The sequence below is a fragment of the Roseinatronobacter bogoriensis DSM 18756 genome (assembly GCF_004366635.1).
In the GTDB taxonomy this organism is placed as follows: Bacteria; Pseudomonadota; Alphaproteobacteria; order Rhodobacterales; family Rhodobacteraceae; genus Roseinatronobacter; species Roseinatronobacter bogoriensis.
Map to the genome: position 1 here is coordinate 43,893 of NZ_SORN01000011.1, position 19,835 is coordinate 63,727.

Here is a 19,835-nt window from a genome sequence, read left to right on the forward strand (position 1 = left end):
CGTGAGTTTCTGTTTCGGCCCGCAGTCTCAATCTACCGGTTGCAGATTTTCGGGGATTTCCAGCCCGGCTTCCTCGAAATAGCGCGCTGCGCCTGCATGCAATGGCAAGGGTAAGCCAGCCAGCGCGTTGTCCAGGGACATGTCGCAGGTGGCAATATGCACATTACACAAGAAACCCAGATTCTCGTAAATCGCCTTGGTGAACAGGTACACATCCTCTTCCGGGACATCGGCATTGACCGACAGGAAGTTGGGCTGGGCGATCGTGTCCACAGGTTCCGGCTGGTTGGGGTAGGTTTCGGCCGGAATGGTGATCGGGAAATACATGTTCAGCCCGCCATCAAAGGCCGCTGCCTGATCTTCCGTGAAGGACAGAAGTGTTACGCCGTCACCCATCTGGGCCTTCGCTTGTGTCACACTGCCCACGCCAAAGCCCGAATTAACGATCATTCCATGTATATTTCCGTTGATCATGGATTCAACCGAAGGGGCAAATCCCTGATAGACAGTATCCATGTCCTCATCGACATTGATGCCGAAATTGCCAAGGTAGAACCTGGCAGAATGTTCAGTGCCTGAATTGCGTGCCCCAATGGAAAAACGCCCGTCGAATTCGCGCAGATCGTCAACCGTGCCGGTTTCGGCCCGGTCAGATGTAACAAGTATATGCTTCACACTGGGCCAGAGCAGCGCGATTGAACGCAGATTTTCTTGTGGTCCCTCAGATTCAAGAATTCCTGAACCTTCGCGGGCCCATTGACCGAAAATGGCCAGATAAATGCCGAACTGAGCCTGATCGTCGCGCATCAGCCCAACATTCTCGCCCGAACCGGCTGAACTGATTGCAGAAATATCGATGCCATGCGCCGCCTGAAGTTGCATTTTCGCAAGCGTGGCCAGCGCGACCCCGACTGGATAGAAAGTGCCACCGGTTCCCGCTGTCGTCAGGATATAGCTTCGTTCCTCTGCAGCAGCTGGAGAGGCTGCCCCAAGAGCGGCGCTTAGCGCGAAAACCGAAACGACGCTGGCTGTCGTGCGTTGAAATCGCTTCATGGTCATGTTCAATCCCCTGTTGATGTGCGCGATATTGATCTATGCGCATTTTCTGAATAACGATGCCGGTGTCCCTGTCCCTCTCTAAGATCAAGACATTTGAAGCTCACCCTCAGGTGTGGCAGCGCGTGACACAGGAACCTTTGCAGCACCAAAGTTTGCTGCGAACCCGATGAATCCAGACAAGTCGCCGCGGCCTTTGGAGTCAATCTTCGCGTTGATCTGGTATTATTAATTTGCACGAACTGGACTTACGCCTTCAGTGCTTCGGCGGCTTGCGCCCATGAAGTAAAACCGGCTGCGTAAAAAATAGGCTTTGGAGAGTTTCAAATGGGTCCGGTTGGCGTGCCGCTTCTGCGCGTTGGGCATAATGCACATACATCTTGCCGGTCACCCTGCCGCAAAGCGCCTGCCCCCTTATCTGGCAATAATGTGGTTGAACGGTTCAGGGGGAATAGCACAAGCTTGAAGTTCTATTGATCAGGCGCAATACGCCGCAGACCCTTGCATCCAGTCGACAACGACTTGCCAATACCGTCAGCCCGGATAATGGGCTGTTGCGCCTGAATGCCCCCCACGGGTTATTACAAAAGCTCTGACAGTTCTTTCGCCGCCTGCTTCAAGCGTGGCAACAACGCATAGCCCTTTTCCAGTGAAATGCGCTGTGTCGGGCCTTGAAAGGCGATTGTGGCTGGCATCCGCCCGTATTTGTCATGGATGGGCATGGCAAAGGCGATAGCCCCGTCAAGAAACTCCTCGTTATCGACAGCAAAACCTTGCGCACGCACCTTGGCAATCTCGGCGCGCAAGGCATCGCGGTCAGTGATTGTATATTGGGCCTTGGCCTCCAGTTCGACATTGCGCAAATAGCTTTCCAGCCGCAATTCACTGAGGGTGGACAGGTATAATTTGCCCGAAGCGGTGCAATAAAGGGGTACATGGGTGCCGACCGAGAATTGCACCCGCAGCGGCCATTCCGTCTCCACCCGGTCCAGATAGACCATCGCCTCGCGGTCCGGGATGGCAACATTGCATGTCTCGCCGGTGTCTTTCGCCAATGCGCGAAGAACCGCTAGCCGGGAGGTGCGCACCCGCATGGTCGACAGCGTGGCAACAGCAAATTGCCGCGTGCGGGGGCCAACTGAATAAGATCGTCCATCTGGTTCGCGTTGCAGATAGCCCTCTTCTTCAAGGGTCTGGAACAGCCGGTGCACGGTGGCCTTGGGCAAGTCCGTTACGGGGCCAAGATCCGCTGGGGTAACAGGCCCGCCAATGCGCACGATTTCTTCCATGATCGTCAGCATACGCAAGGTTGTCGGAATGCGGCCTGTATGTTTGCCGCCTTGGCTGTCTGTCTTTTGCATCGTCGTTCATGCCCATAAGTGTCCCTGCCCCTGCCTCAGGTCAGCGCCAGTGACAGCCACGGAACGAAGGCGACCAGCACCCAAACTGCGATGAGAGCAATCAGATAGGGGACGATATACTTCAGCAAGCGCATATATGGCACCCCAGTTACACCACTTGCGACATAAAGGTTCAGCCCGTAGGGCGGTGTAATGAACCCGATAGAGCCGCCGATAAGGAAAATAACCGCGAAATGCACCGGATCGACGCCCACACTCACGGCGATTGGCGCAAGGATCGGGGCCATGATAATGGTGTTGGGCAAGCTTTCCAGCACCATTCCCGCAATGAAAACAAAGGCCATTGCCATCAGCAGGACAGCATAATATCCACCGATGCCGGTCATGAAACTCTCGATTGCATCTTTTGCACCTAGCAACGACAGGATTTGTTGCATAACGACAGAAATGCCGATCAACGGGGCCAACATGCCAGCAATCCGCGCGGAATTCAGCACGACAGCGGGTAGGTCGCGCAGGCGGAACCCCTCGACAAGCACCATCTCTACCCAGCCCGGCACACGGGTCAGGTCCTCATCCTCTGACTGGCCGCGATTGAGCAGCCGGTATAACGGCCTCGAGATCAGCGCCACGATGATGCAAAATCCGACCGTCACACCTGCCGCCTCGGTCGGGGAGAACTTGCCGGTATAGATGCCCCATAGCACCAGACCAATAGCGAAAAAGCCAAGCCATGCACCGAAGGCAGTTTTCAGCATACGGTCGAACTGAAAGCGGATCAGATGCCCCCAGCCATTTACACGGCACACGATCCAGCAGGTGACCTGCATCCCCACCACCATCAGCGCACCGGGGATGATACCGGCCAAAAACAACTCTGAAATCGACAGATTCATAAGGAACCCATAGACAATGAAGATGATCGAGGGCGGGATGATAATGCCCACAGTGCCCCCCGCCGCTGCGGTCGCCGCTGCGAAGCGTTCATCAAAACCGTTTTTGACCATGCGCGGATGCATCATTGCACCAATTGTTGCCGTTGTCGCGGAATTGGACCCCGAGATTGCCGCGAACAACCCGCATGCCCCAATACTGGCCATACCAAGCCCGCCGCGTAGCCAGCCAAGGCAGGCATAGGCAAAAGACGACAGCCGGTGCGCGATGCCAGAGCGGTTGATCAGATCGCCTGTCAGAATAAAGAGCGGCATCGCCAGAAGTGCAAAAGATGTCGTGAATACCGCCGAGAAGGCGTAGCCGATATTGTCGAGTGTCAGATCGACAACAAAGCTCATGGCGACGACCCACAGGCCGATCACAAGAAAAATTGGCACCCCAAGCATGAAAAAGCCCGATGCGATCAGTGAAAATATCAGTGTAAGCGTTCCGTCTGTCATGGATGACGTCCTATTCGCGGGCAAGTTCGTTGGTCAGGCCGAATTCGCGGCCCGCACGGTAATTGCGGATATCCTGAAGCAAGTTTTCCAATACACGCGCATACAACAGCAACCAGGCCGCCGGGACACATATGTAGAACCACCACCGCATCACATTGTCGGTGCCCAGAAGCATCTGGAAATTCGCAGCCGAATTCGCGGTAAGGCGCAGGGTGGCGACCATGACGATCACGGCCATGACATACCACAGCACTGCATCAAGACAGGATAGCGCAAGTCGCCCCTTGGGGGGCATCATCGCGCGGAATTCGCCAAAGGACAGATGCGTGCGCAGCTTGACGTTATAGGCGCAGCCGATCCATGTAAGCAGCAAAAACAAATAGGGCGGCAGCGTCGTTGACCACGGGGCCTGTACATTAAAGACAAACCGGCGGATCACTTCGACAAAGATGATCGCGGCGATGGTCAGATAAATGCAGAACATCGCGGTTGGTTCAAGATAACGGTCAAGGATCTTAATCTTGCGCAAGGCCATCATGACCAGAAACGCCGCAGGCAGCAGCGCCATGGCAACGATCCAGTAAAGTGCCGGGTTTCGAATTGCGCGCGATATGGCCCAGGACTGGCCCGATAGGACCGCCTCCCAGATTGCCATGAACCCTGTCAATAATTCCTGCATATTTGGACGGTCCCGTACTGGCGAGAGAAGGATCAGCCATCAGGCAAGGCGCTGTCCAAGCAAGCCCCGCGTGTTGATGGTCTGAAAAGGCAGCAAGACAAAGCCTCGCGCCCGGGCATATCTGCCCGGGCGCAGCCTGAAGGGTCAGATCAACCGCGCCACCAGCGGCGTGGCTCGACATTCTCGGCCAGCATATCGGCGGGGATTTCACGCGCGATGCGGTGTATTTCGGTATAGGTGTCAATGCCACCTGCCCAGTTATTGATCCGCTCGCGCCACTGTTCCCAAGGTCCGGGCACAAATTCAGGCGAACACATTTCTTCGGCCTCGCGCCGGGCATCGGCGGTCAGGAAGGCATTGCGTACGCCATGCTCGGCAAAGATTGTTCCGGGCATTTGCGGGTCCGAGAAACCGACAGTATTTATCAATGCAGCCTCATTGGCATATTGCGCTGCAATCTGTGCCAGATAGGAAGACTCCATCACAGCATCCTGCAAATGGCCATCCAGCTTGTCGAAACTGTCAGCAGACATTGCTGTATGCTCGGTCCCGCAGAAGAAACGCAGGTCAACGCTTTGCGACACGACGGGCGACATATTGGCATAAGCCACCGCCGATGCCCAAGTTTCGGCGCCGTCAATCAACCCCTGACGCAAACCATCCAGTGTTTCTTCCCACGCGATCGGAGTCGGGTTGAGGTTCATCAACTCCATCGCGATGCGCCCAAGCTGGGTGCCGGTCACGCGGTTTCGTGTGCCCGCCAGCTCGGTGATGCTGGTGACTGTCGGTTTGTCGCGGAACGAATTTCCAAGCTGGATTCCCCGCAATTCACAATGTGTGAACAGGAATTTCAGACCGTGCATCCGCTCCAACGGTTCTCGCAAAAGGCGATTGCTTTCAGGGCTGTAGAAGAAATGATATTGCGCAGCACGGCTGGGAAACATGTAGGCGTAATCCAGCACATTCAGATAGGGTGCACCTCCCGCCGAATTCTGGGTTGAGGCAGAAAAAAGATCAACGATGCCTTCTTGCGTCTTGGAAACACAATCAAGCTGGCCGCATATCTGGTTGTCACCGATAAATTCAATCCGCAACTCACCATCCGTGCGCTCCTCAATGTCGCGGATAAACTCCAGAATTCCGGTCCGCTCAATCATAAGGTTGCGCACATTGAACCCGGCTGCACCGTGGCGAAGTGTAAAACGCGCTTCGTTGGCAAAGCGCTTGTCGTAGGTTGATTCTGCTGCCTTGGCCAATTGCGGCAGCGTCACCACGCCGGTCAGCCCCCCCAGAGCAAGCATGGTCGAACTCATACCGAAGCGTTGCGTGATGCGTAGAAAATCGCGGCGTGAAATGCCGGATAGGTCACGTTTAGTCATGGTCTCCTCCCTGATCTGACTAATCGATGAAAGTTAGCTTACTCCATTTTTGAGACTTGAGGTTTCAAAAAAGCACCCATATGTTTCTGAGTCAAGCGTTTTGACGCGCGGGCCGATTCTTGGGAGGGGTCAAATGTTCGACCACGAGGCGGATGTCGTCATTGTCGGGGCAGGGTCAGCGGGCTGTGTTCTGGCCAACCGGTTAAGTGCCAATCCAAGCCTGCGCGTTTTACTGATTGAGGCGGGCGGGCGCGACCTGAACCCATGGATACATGTGCCTGTCGGGTATTTCCGCACGATGGGCGATCCCGCGCTCGACTGGTGCTACATGACCGAACCCGACCCGGGCCTGAACGGACGCCGCTTGCCCTGGCCGCGCGGCAAAGTGCTTGGGGGGTCATCATCGCTAAACGGTTTGCTTTATGTCCGGGGACAGCCACAGGACTATGACCGCTGGCAGCAGATGGGCAATCAAGGTTGGGGGTGGGATCAGGTCTTGCCCTATTTTCGCCGCGCCGAGGATCAGGAACGCGGTGAAGATGAATTCCACGGGGTGGGCGGCCCGCTTTCGGTCAGCAATGCGCGATTGTCACGCCCTATCTGCGATGCATGGGTCGCGGCCGCACAAAGCGCAGGTTATCCGTTTAACCCCGACTATAATGGGGCGACCCAAGAAGGGGTCGGATATTTCCAACTGACCGCGCGCAACGGGCGGCGGTGCAGCGCTGCCGTGGCCTACCTGAATTCAGTGCGCAAACGTCCCAATCTGCGAATCATCACCCGCGCAATGACAACGCGCATTCTTTTTGAAGGACGGCGGGCAATTGGCGTGGCGTGGCGTGGAACGGATGGGGGCGAGTGGTGCGCGCAAGCGCGGGCGCGCGTCGTGCTGTCGGCAGGGGCGATTGGCACACCACAAATCCTTATGCTTTCTGGCATCGGCCCGGCAGAGCATTTGCGGCAGATGGGCATCGCACCATTGGTCGATGCACCGGGGGTCGGCCGGAACTTGCAGGATCATCTTCAGGCGCGGCTGGTGTTTCGCACCAGGCAACCAACCTTGAATGACGAAGTGCGCAACCCCATGGACAAGCTGCGTATTGGCTTGCGCTATATCCTGTCGCGCAAGGGGCCAATGGCGATGGCGGCGTCGCTTGCTACAGGGTTTTTGCGCACGTCACCCGATCTGGAAACACCCGACATCCAGTTTCATATCCAGCCCTGGTCCGCAGATAGCCCCAGTGAGGGGGTGCACCCGTTTTCTGCCTTCACGGCTTCTGTCTGTCAGTTGCGCCCCGAAAGTCGTGGGCATCTGGAATTGCGCGGCCCGGACCCCGCGCAACCCCCGATTATTCACCCGAATTATCTGGCGACGACAACGGATTGCCATACGATTGTCGAAGGTGTGCGCATCGCGCGGCGTATTGCTGCCCATGCGCCCCTGCGCGAGGCGATTTCGGAAGAATACCGCCCCGGCAAGGCGGTCCGCGACACGGATGATGCCGCACTTCTGGACTGGGTGCGCAACAGCGCCACAACGATCTATCACCCGACTGGCACCTGCAAGATGGGCAGCGATGGCGACAGTATGGCCGTACTCGATGCGCGCTTGCATGTGCGCGGTGTCGAAGGTCTAAGCGTTGCAGATTGCTCGATCATGCCAGAGATTGTTTCAGGCAACACCAACGCCCCTGCCATCATGATCGGCGAGAAAGCCAGCGATATGGTGCTGGAAGATTTGCGCGCGCGTGCCCCGGCATGAACAGGGCACGCGCGGCAGATGTGTCAGCCATTGGCCTGCGCGCCGACTTCGGTCAGGGCGCCGTCAATCGCATCAGTGATCGTATCAATATCGTCAGCCGTCGCAATCAGCGCAGGGCTAAGGCACAGCGTGTTGTTGAACCCCGGCAAGGAACGGTTGGTCACGCCGATCATAACCCCGCGGTCCAGCGCTGCCGCCACGACGGCCCGCGCAACACCTTCGGGCACAGGGTCGCGGCTGGCGCGGTCTTGTACCAGTTCAACGCCCCAGAACAGCCCCTTGCCGCGCACATCGCCCACCATCGCGTGCTTTTCCTTCAGCGCCGCCAGATTGTCACCCAGCCGCGCGCCCATCAAACGGACATTCTCCAACAAACCCTCTTCTTCGATGATGCGCATGTTCTCGATTGCAGCCGCCGGCCCCGCCGTGCAGCCCCCGAAGGTCGAGATATCGCGGAAATAGCCCAGCGGGTCGCTGGCATCGTCCTTGAACATGTCAAACACCGCTTCGGTTGTGACGGTGCAGGAAATCGCCGCATAGCCCGACGCGACGCCCTTTGCCATGGTCACGATATCAGGCTGAATGTCGTAATGCTGATAGCCAAACCAAGTGCCGGTGCGCCCGAGGCCGCAAACAACTTCGTCAATATGCAGCAGGATATCGTATTTGCGGCAAATCTCCTGCACGCGTGGCCAGTAACCTTCGGGGGGGACGATCACGCCACCACCCGCCGTTATCGGTTCCAGCACGATTGCGCCGACAGTGTCCGGCCCTTCGCGCAAGATCACCTCTTCGATCGCATCGGCGGCGCGGCGGCCATAATCTGCGTCACTCCATTGGGCGCGGTATTCCAGGCAATGCGGCACGGTAACGAACCCGTCGGGGAAAGGGCCATATTGCGCCGCACGCTCCGGCTGGCCACCAGAGGCGAGCGTGGCAATGGTTGTGCCGTGATAATCCCTTTCGCGATACAGGATTTTCCATTTCTTGCCGCCATGTCGCCGGTGCGAAATCTGGCGCACCATCTTATAGGCTTTCTCATTCGCCTCGGACCCGGAATTGGAATAGTAGACCCTGCCCATTCCCGGCATCTTGTCGATCAGCATCTGGGCAAAGACCGCGCCGGGGACTGTACCCATCGCACCCGCAAAGAAATTCAGCTTCACCAACTGGTCACGCACTGCATTGGCAATGCTCTCGCGCCCATAGCCGACATTCACAGTCCAGACCCCGCCAGAGACAGCGTCCAGAAACTCGCGACCCGTTGCATCCCAGACGCGCAGGCCGCGCCCTTCGACTATAACGCGCGGATTGGTGGTCTCGTATGGTTTGTGCTGGCTCAGGTGGTGCCAGACATGGGCACGGTCTGCCGCAACAACAGCACCCAGGTCATTGAGAAAGGAAAGATCATTCATCGCCATCTCCGCAGGGTTTGGGGGATATGGGGTTCAGCTATCGGGCTTGTGGCGGATTTTAGATATATCCAGAAAGCCAATCTGATAGTACCAGATTTGCACAGAGGCTGCTGCGGCAGCGGGCAATTCGGGGCAAATGATGATAGCGGTTGAATCCTTTCTTCTTGATCCGTTGCAGGAAGGCACCTTGCAACACCGGATCCGGCAAATGGTGGCAGAGGGTATTCTCTCAGGTCGCCTGCGCGCGGGAGAGCGCATGCCATCCAGCCGTAAACTGGCACTTCATCTGGGCGTCAGCAGGTTGACCGTGACGCTGGCCTATGCAGAGTTGGTGGCGGATGATTACCTTCATGCCGAAGGGCGCTCTGGCTATTTCGTGTCCCGGACTGCGCCGCAACCCGGCAAGACGCAGCCACGCCCGAATACCAAGCCCTCGACTGTTGACTGGGCGCGGATGCTTGGCCACCGTCCACCGTCAGGTGATCTGAACCGTGGCAAGCCTAGAAACTGGCGCGAGTTCAGCTACCCCTTCATCTACGGGCAAGCGGACCCCAGCCTGTTCGACCATGCTAACTGGCGGTTATGCATGATGCAGTCTTTGGGTTTGAAAGACTTTGATCGCATGTCCGATGACCAATTCGAGCAGGATGATCCGGGGCTGCTGGAATATATCGCGCGCCATTCCTTGCCGCGCCGTGGGATACTGGCCCGACCGGATGAAATACTGGTCACATTGGGGGCGCAGAATGCCCTGTGGCTGGCGGCGCAGCTTCTGTTGAACCAGCGCCGCAGCGCCGTGATTGAGGAGCCGGGCTATCCCGGCCTGCGCGATATCCTGACCCAGACGCGCTGCCGGATGGTGCCGGTTGCCATCGGCCCGCGTGGCTTGCAGGCCGCCGATCTGCCACCACACCCTGATGTTGTGTTCTGCACCCCCAGCCACCATTGCCCTACTGGCGCCACCATGCCGCTGGAAGCGCGGCATGACTTGCTGCGCGCCGCGCAGGAACAGGAGTTTCTGATCGTCGAGGATGATTACGAATTTGAAATCGCGCAAGGGCGCGCGCCTCTGCCTGCGCTGAAATCTCTCGATCCTTCGGGCCGGGTCATTCATGTGGGCAGTTTCTCGAAATCACTGTTTCCAGGGTTGCGCTTGGGCTTCATGGTTGGCCCCGCGCCCTTTATCGCCGAGGCGCGCGCCTTGCGCGCCACTGTGCTACGCCATCCGCCGGGGCTGTTGCAGCGCGCCGCCGCGCTCTTTCTGTCGCTGGGGCATTATGATGTCATGCTGCGTCGGCTGTCACGCAGTTTTGCTGCCCGACGAGAGGTGATGCTGGCCGCAATCAGTGCAGAAGGGCTGATGATCGCCAATGCCGTTGAAAACGGCGGCTCCAGCATCTGGATGCGCGCGCCTGATGGGGTCAGCGCCACGGCACTGACAGAAGCGTTAAAGCCGCAAGGTGTCCTGATCGAGCGCGGTTTGCCCTTTTTCGGGGCGACAGATGCGCCCGATAACTTCTATCGCATCGCCTATAGCTCAATCCCATCCGAACGGATTCCGGAAGGGATTACACGCATCGCCCGAACACTCAAAACCCTGCAACCCTGAGGATAGGACTGGTCTTATGTCTTTCACTCAACTGGCCCTAATCAACCGACTGCGTTTCGTGTTCTTTCACCCCAAACTCGCCGCGCATTCCGCGCCCGGGTCAGCCACTGTCAAGCAAGGAGAAACGCCATGCGCATGACAACCGAAGAAGCTTTTATCAAGACACTGCAACTGCACGGCATTGAACATGCTTTTGGTATCATCGGATCTGCGATGATGCCGATCTCGGACCTGTTCAATCAGGCGGGCATTACATTTTGGGATTGTGCGCATGAAGGGTCGGGCGGGATGATGGCCGATGGCTATACCCGCGCGACAGGCAAGATGAGCATGATGATCGCCCAGAACGGCCCCGGTATTACCAATTTCGTCACAGCTGTAAAAACTGCCTATTGGAACCACACACCGCTGTTGTTGGTCACCCCACAGGCTGCGAACAAGACCATTGGGCAGGGCGGGTTTCAGGAAGTCGAGCAGATGAAACTGTTCGAAGACATGGTGGCCTATCAGGAAGAAGTACGTGACCCAAGCCGCGTGGCCGAAGTGCTGAACCGGGTTATCCTTCAAGCCAAGCGTCACTCTGCGCCCGCGCAGATCAATATGCCGCGTGATTTCTGGACGCAGGTGATTGATATTGACCTGCCCGAGATCCTGACATTCGAGCGCCCCTGTGGCGGTGATGAGGCGATGGATAAAGCCGCAAAGCTACTATCCGAGGCGCGCTTTCCTGTCATCCTGAATGGCGCGGGCGTCGTGATCGGCGGCGCAATCGAGGCATCGAAAGCCTTGGCCGAGCGTCTGGATGCACCGGTTTGTGTTGGCTACCAGCATAATGACGCCTTTCCCGGCGGGCATCCGCTCTTTGCCGGACCGCTGGGTTACAATGGATCCAAGGCGGGGATGGAATTGATCGCGCAGGCCGATGTTGTGCTATGCCTTGGCACGCGGCTGAATCCGTTCAGCACGCTTCCCGGTTATGGCATGGAATACTGGCCCAAGGATGCAAAGGTCATTCAGGTTGATATCAACCCCGACCGCATTGGTCTGACCAAGAAAGTGACCGTCGGCATTGTGGGCGATGCCAAAAAGACGGCTGAGGGGATAATGGCACGGCTCAGCGCAACCGCAGGCGATACGGACCGCGAGGCGCGCCGAAACGAGATCGCGCAGCGCAAATCGGCCTGGGCGCAGCAGCTTTCCTCAATGGACCATGAAGAGGATGACCCCGGCACCACATGGAATGAGCGTGCGCGCGCGGCCAAACCTGAATGGATGTCGCCCCGTATGGCATGGCGCGCAATCCAGTCCGCCCTGCCGAAAGAGGCGATCATTTCGTCCGATATCGGGAATAACTGTGCCATCGGCAATGCTTATCCCAGTTTTGACGAGGGGCGCAAATATCTGGCACCCGGTCTGTTTGGCCCTTGCGGCTATGGCCTGCCTGCCATTGTGGGCGCCAAGATCGGCTGCCCGAATGTGCCGGTTGTGGGTTTTGCAGGTGACGGAGCGTTCGGAATTGCCGTGACCGAACTGACTGCCATTGGCCGCCCCGAATGGCCCGCCATCACCATGATCGTGTTCCGCAACTACCAATGGGGCGCGGAAAAGCGCAACTCGACCCTGTGGTATGACGACAATTTCGTGGGCACGGAGCTGGATGAGCAGGTCAGCTATGCGGGCATTGCACAGGCTTGTGGCTTGCAAGGTGTGCAGGCGCGCACAATGGAAGAGTTGACACAGGCGTTGCACAAGGCGATTGAAGACCAGATGAAGCATGGCAAGACAACACTGATCGAGGCGATGATAAATCAGGAACTGGGCGACCCGTTCCGCCGTGACGCGATGAAGAAACCTGTGCAAGTGGCGGGAATAAACCGCGCCGATATGCGCCCGCAGGCCGTCTAGACAGGCATGGTCCCTGAAATCCCCTCGCTTGAGTTGGCGATGTGGCAGATTGCCTATCTGGGCATTTGCACGCTTGGGGCCGCTTGGGTGCGGGGGTATTCGGGGTTCGGGTTTTCTGCGCTTGTGGTCACGGCGGCGGCACTGGTCACAGATCCTGTGCCATTCGTGGCCACGCTGGTCATGTGCGAAATTGTCCTGAGTTTCGGGCAAGCGCGCGGCGTGGTGGCGCAAGTGGATTGGCGCCGCCTTGGCGGTATGCTGGCGGGGGCTGCCGTGATCATGCCCTTCAGCTTTTCCCTGATCGCACGCCTGGGCGAGGATGTGGCGCGCATGGCGATTTCAGCAATGGTCCTGCTTATATGTCTGGCGATGGCGCGCGGCTGGCAATTTGGCCGCGAGGTCGGAACGACCGGCAATGTAATTGCCGGTATGGCCTCTGGCGTTGCGAATGGGGCAGCGGCGGGGGGGCTGCCGATTGCGGTCTATCTTGCTGGGCAACCAGTTGCCGCGAATGTGTTTCGTGCCACGTTGATCGCCTATCTGACGCTGGTGTGTCTGATCGCCCTGCCATCGCTGTGGTGGACCGGGCTTCTTGGCGCGCATAGTTTTGTCATTCTTGTGGCGATGGCTCCGATGATGGCGTTGGGCCTGTGGGTTGGTGGTCGGCGGTTCACCGCGGCCAGCCCGCAGGATTTCAGAAAATTCACACTTATCTTGTTGGTGGTCCTGTCGATCATGGGGCTGGTCCGAGGCTTGTGGTGAGGGGCTGATGAACAGTGACATCCTGATCCTGAATGCCGGGTCTTCTTCGATCAAGCTGACGGTGTTTGATCGCGCGCTGAATATACGCCTGACAGGGGCGGCGGATGCGATAGGGGGCGCGGCACATCTGCGTGTCGGACAAGAGAAACGTGTGCTGGCAATGGCTGATCACGCCGATGCACTGCACAAGATATTTGCCGCTTTGGCACGTCATGGCATCACGTTGGATCGGCTCTCTGCTGTGGGCCACCGCGTCGTACATGGTGGCGCGACGCTGACGGAACCCCAGCGTATCACGCCTGAAACACGGGGGGAAATCGCAGCCTGCATTCCGCTGGCTCCACTGCACAATCCACATAATCTTGCCGCGATAGACGAGGTTGCGCGGCTTGCGCCAGACTTGCCGCAATTTGCCAGTTTTGACACAGCATTTCACGCCAGCAACCCGGCTGTAGCCACGCATTACGCATTGCCGCCTGAAAATGCAGCGTGCGGCATTCGTCGCTACGGCTTTCATGGGCTGAGTTACTCCGCACTCGTGCGGAACCTGCCTGACGTGACGGGGGCTGCCCTGCCCGCGCGGGTGCTGGCGTGCCATTTGGGCAATGGCGCTTCGCTATGTGCGATACGCGCGGGCAAGTCCGTTGCAACGACAATGGGCTATTCCCCGCTGGAGGGGCTGACCATGGGCACACGCTGCGGCAATATTGACGCGAATGCCGTGTTCAGGCTGGTCGAGGAACAGGGGCTTGAAGCCGCGCGCCATTTGCTGAATCACGGCAGCGGGCTGTTGGGTCTGTCGGGCCACAGCGCAGATATGCGCGCCCTGTCCGAGGCCGGGACAGACGCCAGCCAATTTGCCATTGCGCATTTCTGCTATTGGGCGGCGCGCCATGCTGGTAGTATGATTATGGCCATGCGCGGCTGTGATGCAGTGGTCTTTACCGGCGGCATTGGCGAGAATGCAGCCAATATCCGCGCCGAAATCTTAAAGAAGATGGATTGGCTAGGTGTCGAGCTCAACGCTGCGCGCAACCAATCGGGTGGCCCACGGCTGAGCACGGATGGGTCGCGCGTGGCGGTCTGGGTTGTCGCTGCGGATGAAGAACGCGAAATTGCACGCGATGTTATCCATCTGATGCCCCGCGCCTCAAAATAAGACCGAGGGGAATGTAACAGGGCTGTCGCTGTACTTCATGTGTTGATTGTAACTGAGACCTGACCACAATCCGATATCCCACGCATCGACACCCCGCGCGCGTATTGTAATGAGGGCCTGCCACGAATAAGGAAAACAAGCGGCTCGATCGTCTGGACGCCCTCCCCCTTGACAATATAGCAGGGCGCTGAATCCGTTTGACGGATACATCACCGACCTCATCGACTGCCCCGACATGATCCCGCCTTTCCAATTACGCCCCCACATCTGGGGCAAAACTACTCGTCCACCTACCAAGAAGCTCAACCCAGCAAGTGGACCTGTCGCGTATTTGTGCCGCTCCTTTGATACGCGATGAACCGTCATCTCGTGTGTCTCGGCAATTTCCAGCACCAGATCATCCAGCGTCAGATCTGGTTTGGCCACGGCTCTGTTGCACAAATACCGTGGGGGATTCATCTCGTGAATCCAGTGTGGTAGCTGGACTGCATGAGCAGACCCATCCCCCCGCCTACAAGACGAAGAACTGGCCGGCCTATAACGAAGCGCTCAAGCGCGTCGCTTCGCGACCTCGCTGACAATCTGGTTCGATCCAGCCATGATCTGGGAGGCCACGCCCACCGGCAAACGTGGCCGCAAGCCCGACTACAGCGATGCTGCCATCCAGACCTGCCTTACGATGAAGGTGCTGTTGGGCATGGCGCTGAGGCAGACGACAGGGTTTGTAGAAAGCCTTCTGGGGTTGATCGGCCTGGACTGGGCGGTGCCGAACTTCAGCAACCTGAGCCGTCGCCAGAAGACCTTGAATGTTAACATTCCCTACCGTGGATCAGGCGGCCCGTTGCACCTGCTGATCGACACTGAGCCATTGTGCGCCATTGGTTCAAGAACAATGGCGAAGGGCATCAAGGTCGAGGGCGAAGGTGAATGGACAGAGGAGGGTCAGCAAACAGTCCGGGGGACTGTTTGCCCGACGATGGCGCAAGCACGGTGGCACCAAACGCCGTGTCTGGCGCAAGATCCACATTGGAATTGACGAGAAAACACTCGAAATCCGGGCTGCGGAGTTCACAACCAGCAATGTCGGCGACGCGCCTATGCTGCCCGAACTTCTCGACCAAATCCCACCCGATCAGGAGATCGGCAGCGTCACTGCTGATGGCGCCTTCAACACCCGCAAGTGCCATGACGCCATCGCCGCCCGTGGCGCTGCCGCGATCATACCGCCCCGCAAGAACGCACGGCCCTGGAAGCCCGACAGTCCCGGTGCCGTTGCGCGCAACGAGGCCCTGCGTGCATCGAAACGCTTTGGCCGGACGATCTGGCGACGATGGAGCGGCTATCACCGCCGAAGCCGCGTCGAAACAAAGATGCATTGTGTCAAACTGCTGGGCCAGCGACTGGCCGCGAGGGACTTTGACCGTCAGGTCGCAGAGTTCCAGATCCGGGTTGCTGTGCTGAACTGCTTCACCGCGCTTGGCATACCCGTCACCGAAGCCATGGGATGAGTCCGTCTGGGAAAAGGGGAGGTCCGCCTTTCACCCGATTTGTGCCACAGAGCCCTGCTGCTTCCACAGTGCTTCTACGGATTTCGGGCATGCGAAAGCCCCGCTGTGTGGCGGGGCGCAAGGTATTGTAATCGTTGTGAGATTTTGTTGCGGGGACAGGATTTGGACACTATTTCGCAAACATGACCCGATATCGCGCCAGACTGCTCAACCGTTTGCGTGTATGAAACAAAGCATGGTTCGAGGAAAATTCGAGCGTGGCCGTACACAACAGCAGCGACAGATAACGCAGGTCACAAAGTAAACGAGACTCCTTACTTGTCGTCCACATGCATCGCGCGCGGGAACAACCACGCAGTGACAAATTTTGTGACTGAAATGAGGATCGCAAAAATTGTGATCAACGCTGCGAGCATTGGGCTGGAGGTAACCCTATCAATCCAATTAGGCCTGATTACCGCGGGCTTATCCGCGCCGAGAAAACGAATTGAAAGCGCAGGTTTTCCGACTGACGTCAATCCGACAATTCGAAAAGCATCGTTACTGTCTGCGAAATAGATATGGCCAAAACTCTGCATGGTTGTTTGCGATGCTTCGCGCTGAGGACGGCCCGCGTCAATCAAAGAAACGGCCTCTCCTTGCCTCAATACACCCGATTTGACCACTTCTGTTCCACGAAGACTCGGCCAGAACCATCTGAACAACTCGCGTATTTCGAATTGCCCGGACAGAAGTAAGCCGCGCTCACCGCTCTCGGCAGTTTTGCCCACAGTGACATACCCAAACCATGACAATGCCCCGATAGTGCGCCAAATTTCCCGATCAACTAGGATAAGAGTTCCATCTGAGTGAGAATTTGATCGGATGACACGGATAATCAATCCGCCATCTACACCCGATGTAACCTCTGTAGCGCCACCCTGCCCCCACTCAATAAACCCTGATTGCGACTGAGTGATTTCGAATAAGCGCTCATCACACGGGCCGTCACCGCGTGGCAAGGAAAGCGCTCGCTGTGGTCTTGCGGTGCAGAGATACGCCTCCCCAATCGGCCACGCTTCAGTATCGCCGCTGAACTCAATGCCAACCCAGCGGGTCTCGGCTTCGATAATCAGTGTCCGATCACTACCCACACCGCTTGCGAGCGCAATCAACAAACCCATTGTCACGCAAATGATTGATAGAGCAAGGGACGTCTTCCGAAGCTGACCCGATCTGAAAAGTATGAGGTGAAGATCATGTTTCATGGGTGCAACCTGGCGGTCATTGGCAGACCCAGCTCGCCAGCGCGAACAGGGTAAATAAGCAAATCTGACGCTGAGGACGAACCACCCGCCTTCAGGTCGACAGTACAGCGCATGTCGAAAGCAGTGCGAATGCTGGCGTTAACCGGTTCACATTCGATTTCGCCGCCATTCCAAATCACGAACGCTTCCTCAGATCGAAACGTGTTCAGGAATACTGTGACTCGCGAATGCTCAGCCGGCGCACCAATCTCGATCGGTATCGCAAGCGCCTGTTCCCGGGGCAAATCGCAAGACCCCTTCGCAACAAGGGCCGTAACGGCGTCTTCCTCAGATCGATGGACGAGGGCATCCCAAAAATGGGGCTTATTCGAATCGAACCTGAGCCGGACAGTCTGCCCAGCATAATGCTCCGGAACTTGATAACTTGCGCGCGCCTCGTAGAGCGCATCGACACTGACAACCCGCAGGCACACAACATCATGCGTCCAATCTGCGGGTATCCGCAAAAGGAAATCAGGACCAACGTCAGTAACCTTGGTATCAGCGCGCATGATGCCTACAACACGTGCCCCAGAAATCGCAGGGCTAGACCTGAGTTCCTCGATTATGGGGTCCTCATCTGGAGAAAGTGATGAAAAGCTGGCAATGTCCTGCGCATGAACTGGGATTAGGAACAAAATGAAGATCATACATAAAATCGGTCGCATCGTTGCTCTCTTGATTTCAGTCTCGAGCCTGACGATAGCGATTGCAGGAGTGGGGTCAAATCCATTGTTTGCACAAGTCGTTCGTGTGGAGAGCGGCTCAGAGGTGGGGCACGGCTTTCTTGTTACGCATGGGGGTGGATGCTATGTCATCACTCCTCGGCATGTCACGGGCACCAATCGCACCTCAATTATAAAAACAGCCACACCGATGCTCAGTGCGACTGCGGTCATGCAGGCTCCTTTCTGGGAGGGGATGGATCTTGCGATAGGTGTCGTCCAGGCTGCTGGTCTGCAGGGCTATTGTCGGATCCCGCTTTCTCAGATTGACCAAGAGCTGTCAGTTGATGCAGGACAGCCGATGCATCTACTCCGCATGCGCGACAGTGGTGAGGTCGAGCGCTTGCCCCTCGAATTCGAAGATGCAGGCTATCTGACATTCACAAGCCGAATGGCGCGTATCGAAGATTCATTCTTTCGCGGCACATCAGGGGCTTTTGCCTTCGTCGGAGAACGCCCAATGGGCATGGTGGTAACGACGACGGATGGACGCGCGGGACAATTCATCCGGATCGAGGAAATTCACAAGAATATTGCGCGATGGGTACAACGCAGCGTTCGTCTTGGAACCGAAGCGCCCGTCACGACAGCATCGCCAATTGGCGATGGGATGCGAATCGTTCTCCATTCCGTGACCCAGCCCCCCCTGAGCAGCGACTTTGTGCCCGAAAATATGCTTGGCGAAGGGGCCTATGTCTTCCCTGCGGGCCGCAACCAGATCATTTTTCGTATTCCCGGCGTCACTGCTGGGGCCTTATCCCAACTTGAGCTGCGGTCGGACCCGGAATCGGATTATGCGTTGCCTCGACAAATCCGCATTGAGGTCAGCACCGCGCGTGAGCCAACAACTGGCTGGCGTCACTTCGCAGACGTCGAAATGACGCCCGATGGCTTCGCAACCATAAATCGTTCCGCGCAATTGGCGCGATGGGTGCGCTTGACGGTAGAAACAGCGCAAGATTTTGGAGCAATTGGTATCGGGACCGTCTCAATGGAGTAGAGGCGGTCATGGCACCGGAACGTGAAAGCGCACATTCGCACTCCCCCCGCCAGCAGACTTTGAAATCTCTCCAGAGAGCTGACCCTCGTTGTTGATCGCAATCTCTTGCCAGACGCTGCTCTGCCGTATCCACGCACCGTTTGGCGTATGGCGGAACAGACAGGTATTTCCAGACACGAAACACGTCTCCTGCGCGTTATACCCGGTTATCTGCGTGATCCAGATAAATTGGCCTTGTGAATTTGGCTCGGACCCGCGCCCTCTGGCGACTCTGCGGAAGTTTTGGTCGGGTGAGCCATTGTTCTCGACGACAATCTCCATGCGCGGGTTGCTTTTGAACCAGGCAAGCATCGCAAGATGCCGGAACTCCGGATCGGGGCTGTTCACTCCAAATTCAATGGCTAGATCGCGCAAAACCGGATCGCCAGACTCGATCATGATCTCCATCGCCCGTCGTGCAATCACTGGATCAGGATCGGCCAGCAGCGCGTCATAGGGGTTGGGCTGCGATTGCTCGGCTTCGATCTGGGCGCGAATATCCTCAACCGTAAGTGATTGTGCGGCTGCCTGAACGCCAAACATGGAGAAGACTAACGGCAAGATAAATCTGTTCATTTTCATTCCCAGGATACTTCATACGGGGACAGATTGGCGCGAATATAGACTGTGTTCAACCCGTTTTCGATATGCTTTCACCTCGTGATCAAACGCACGCCCCGTGTCGATCACCCAGACAAATATGGTCGCCTCTGCCTTCTGCAAGCCGGATATTCCCTGTCCTTGACCCCGGAAAGCCTGAACCTTACCACGCCCCATAATCTCGCGCATCGGCGTC

The 19,835-nt window shown here is 57.3% G+C and carries 15 protein-coding genes and 1 pseudogene; 7 read left to right on the plus strand and 9 right to left on the minus strand.

Annotation, left to right across the window (positions count from 1 at the left end):
- Positions 1-27: 27 nt before the first annotated feature.
- The 5 genes from EV660_RS16820 to EV660_RS16840 all read right to left on the minus strand — a co-directional run bounded on the left by EV660_RS16820 (position 28) and on the right by EV660_RS16840 (position 5,869).
- Entirely contained in the window at positions 28-1,059 is a 1,032-nt protein-coding gene (locus tag EV660_RS16820) for a TAXI family TRAP transporter solute-binding subunit (protein ID WP_084634777.1), read from the minus strand.
- Between the two features lie 578 nt (positions 1,060-1,637).
- Complete coding sequence (locus tag EV660_RS16825) at positions 1,638-2,417, minus strand: IclR family transcriptional regulator (RefSeq protein ID WP_071480150.1); 780 nt, start codon at positions 2,415-2,417, stop codon at positions 1,638-1,640.
- Between the two features lie 35 nt (positions 2,418-2,452).
- Positions 2,453-3,811 carry a TRAP transporter large permease gene (locus EV660_RS16830; protein ID WP_071480149.1) on the minus strand — a complete coding sequence of 453 codons (1,359 nt, stop codon included), beginning with the start codon at positions 3,809-3,811 and terminating at the stop codon, positions 2,453-2,455.
- 10 nt (positions 3,812-3,821) lie between these two features.
- The gene (locus EV660_RS16835; protein ID WP_071480148.1) at positions 3,822-4,490 is read right to left on the minus strand and encodes a TRAP transporter small permease; all 669 of its coding nucleotides are present in this window, start codon (positions 4,488-4,490) and stop codon (positions 3,822-3,824) included.
- A gap of 149 nt (positions 4,491-4,639) precedes the next feature.
- Positions 4,640-5,869: a TRAP transporter substrate-binding protein gene (locus EV660_RS16840; protein ID WP_071480147.1), complete on the minus strand. Its 1,230-nt coding sequence runs from the start codon at positions 5,867-5,869 to the stop codon at positions 4,640-4,642.
- 133 nt (positions 5,870-6,002) lie between these two features.
- On the opposite strand from EV660_RS16840, the gene EV660_RS16845 reads away from it, so the two are divergent.
- Positions 6,003-7,631, plus strand: a complete 1,629-nt coding sequence (locus EV660_RS16845) for a GMC family oxidoreductase (RefSeq protein WP_071480146.1) — start codon at positions 6,003-6,005, stop codon at positions 7,629-7,631.
- Between the two features lie 23 nt (positions 7,632-7,654).
- Here the strand turns inward: EV660_RS16845 and EV660_RS16850 are convergent, their stop codons facing one another.
- A complete protein-coding gene (locus EV660_RS16850; protein WP_071481972.1) occupies positions 7,655-9,046 on the minus strand; it encodes an aminotransferase family protein in 1,392 nt (463 codons plus the stop codon).
- 136 nt (positions 9,047-9,182) lie between these two features.
- Here EV660_RS16850 and pdxR point away from each other — a divergent pair, with 136 nt between their 5' ends.
- The 5 genes and pseudogenes from pdxR (at position 9,183) to EV660_RS16875 (ending at position 15,989) form a co-directional block, all read left to right on the plus strand.
- Positions 9,183-10,655: a MocR-like pyridoxine biosynthesis transcription factor PdxR gene (gene pdxR / locus EV660_RS16855; RefSeq protein WP_071480145.1), complete on the plus strand. Its 1,473-nt coding sequence runs from the start codon at positions 9,183-9,185 to the stop codon at positions 10,653-10,655.
- Positions 10,656-10,784: 129 nt separating this feature from the next.
- Complete coding sequence (gene xsc / locus EV660_RS16860) at positions 10,785-12,560, plus strand: sulfoacetaldehyde acetyltransferase (RefSeq protein ID WP_071480144.1); 1,776 nt, start codon at positions 10,785-10,787, stop codon at positions 12,558-12,560.
- A 6-nt stretch (positions 12,561-12,566) separates the two neighbouring features.
- Entirely contained in the window at positions 12,567-13,322 is a 756-nt protein-coding gene (locus tag EV660_RS16865; RefSeq protein WP_084634776.1) for a sulfite exporter TauE/SafE family protein, read from the plus strand.
- A gap of 7 nt (positions 13,323-13,329) precedes the next feature.
- The gene (locus EV660_RS16870; protein ID WP_071480143.1) at positions 13,330-14,481 is read left to right on the plus strand and encodes an acetate/propionate family kinase; all 1,152 of its coding nucleotides are present in this window, start codon (positions 13,330-13,332) and stop codon (positions 14,479-14,481) included.
- A gap of 489 nt (positions 14,482-14,970) precedes the next feature.
- Positions 14,971-15,989 (plus strand): annotated as a pseudogene (locus EV660_RS16875) (IS5 family transposase).
- Between the two features lie 314 nt (positions 15,990-16,303).
- On the opposite strand, the gene EV660_RS16880 reads toward EV660_RS16875, so the two are convergent.
- Both EV660_RS16880 and EV660_RS16885 read right to left on the minus strand, forming a co-directional pair.
- Positions 16,304-17,152: a hypothetical protein gene (locus tag EV660_RS16880; protein ID WP_134047601.1), complete on the minus strand. Its 849-nt coding sequence runs from the start codon at positions 17,150-17,152 to the stop codon at positions 16,304-16,306.
- 80 nt (positions 17,153-17,232) lie between these two features.
- Positions 17,233-17,925, minus strand: coding sequence for a hypothetical protein (locus EV660_RS16885; RefSeq protein ID WP_071480141.1), 693 nt, complete (start codon positions 17,923-17,925; stop codon positions 17,233-17,235).
- Between EV660_RS16885 and EV660_RS16890 the strand changes: the two genes are divergently transcribed.
- Positions 17,915-19,000 carry a hypothetical protein gene (locus EV660_RS16890; protein WP_134013954.1) on the plus strand — a complete coding sequence of 362 codons (1,086 nt, stop codon included), beginning with the start codon at positions 17,915-17,917 and terminating at the stop codon, positions 18,998-19,000. The genes EV660_RS16885 and EV660_RS16890 overlap by 11 nt on opposite strands.
- Before the next feature lie 6 nt (positions 19,001-19,006).
- On the opposite strand, the gene EV660_RS16895 is transcribed toward EV660_RS16890, so the two are convergent.
- Positions 19,007-19,615, minus strand: coding sequence for a HEAT repeat domain-containing protein (locus EV660_RS16895; protein WP_134013956.1), 609 nt, complete (start codon positions 19,613-19,615; stop codon positions 19,007-19,009).
- Positions 19,616-19,835: the final 220 nt, after the last annotated feature.